Origin of the sequence: Arcticibacter pallidicorallinus (assembly GCF_003002875.1) — a bacterium.
Lineage (GTDB): Bacteria > Bacteroidota > Bacteroidia > Sphingobacteriales > Sphingobacteriaceae > Arcticibacter > Arcticibacter pallidicorallinus.
In genome coordinates this window covers 1-1,349 of the sequence record NZ_PVTH01000021.1, presented here as the reverse complement: position 1 = coordinate 1,349, position 1,349 = coordinate 1, and the positions used below count along the sequence as shown (strand labels likewise).

Annotated in this window: 1 protein-coding gene; it reads right to left on the bottom strand. The window is 53.2% G+C overall.

What is annotated here, in order from left to right; all coding sequences use genetic code 11:
• Positions 1-1,349 (bottom strand): fibrobacter succinogenes major paralogous domain-containing protein (locus B0I27_RS17595; protein ID WP_219905043.1); only part of this gene is annotated, 1,349 nt, incomplete at both ends.

Genomic DNA, 1,349 nt, shown 5'->3' with positions numbered 1-1,349 from the left:
GCACTGGTCCAGTTCTGAGGAGGAGCATCTGCTGCTGTCCACTCTGCGGCGGTCGGAATACGCCAGCCCAAACCAAGAAGCAAGTTGCATGGGTCATTGCCAGGAAGCCATGATTGATTCTCCGAAATACTCGTGATCCAGGGAGTCCAGGCATTGGACGGTGTGCGAACCCCATTCTCCGATTTATAGCCCTTAGAGCGGTTGAACTGCCAGTACCAGCCCGCTGATGCTTCTGAGGCATCGCTTACCGAACCGGCCTGTTGGTCGGCGCCCAGGTTCTGAGTTAACCAGCAGCTTGCAGCGCCGGAGATATTACTGCTGATGGAGTGATAGGTTACGGTCTTGGTAACCGGAGCTCCGTTTAAGTCGGCAGTATGGATCACATCAAACTCGGTTGGACAGATCTTGAAGCTGGTTACTGAAGGACTATAAGAAGTGCCTTCGCTGTTGGTGGCATAAGCGCGCACATAATAGGTCGGACCTTCGCGAAGACCTCGCAGGGTGGCGGCGAACACACCAACATCATCTCCTGAAGCGACTATATTGTCTAATATCGTTGGTGTACCTGTTGTATTCCAGCATAAACCTCGTTCGGTCACTTTGACGCCTCCATCTGAGGATACAGTCGCCGTTCCTTCTGCAGAAGAAGCTGTCATCGTTGTTGTCGGAATACTCACATCACTGACCGAAGGTTTCGCTAGTACCACTTCATCGCGGATACAGCGTAACGGTAAGGCATGTGCCTTATCGGCATAACTAACCACACTGCCATTATACAGTTCCATGAAATATCCGTAGCTCGTGCTGCTATACTGGGTGGAGCTCCAATAGCGGCCATAAGTACCCCGGGCTTCAAGTGTACCGCCACCTTGAGTCAGCATACCGGCTGAATGGAGCTTCAGTACAGAAGCGTAGGCATTTGTGGCACTGGTCCAGTTCTGTGGCGGAGCATCTGCTGCTATCCACTCTGCAGAAGTTGGAATACGCCAGCCCAGGCCAAGAAGCAGGTTACATGGGTCATTGGCAGGCAGCCATGACTGGTTCTCTGAAATGCTCGTGATCCACGGTGTCCAGGCATTGGACGGGGTGCGAACACCTCCATCCGATTTATATCCCTTAGACCTGTTGAACTGCCAGTACCAGCCGGCTGATGCTTCCGTTCCGTCATTGACTGCAGTCGCTTCGCGCTCTGCGCCCAGGTTCTGAGTCAGCCAGCAACGGGCGGCTCCGGAGATATTGCTGCTGATGGAATGATAGGTTACCGTCTTGGTAACAGGCGCCCCGTTTAAGTCGGCAGTATGAATGACCTCAAACTCAGTCGGACAGATCTTGAAGCTGGTTACAGCCGG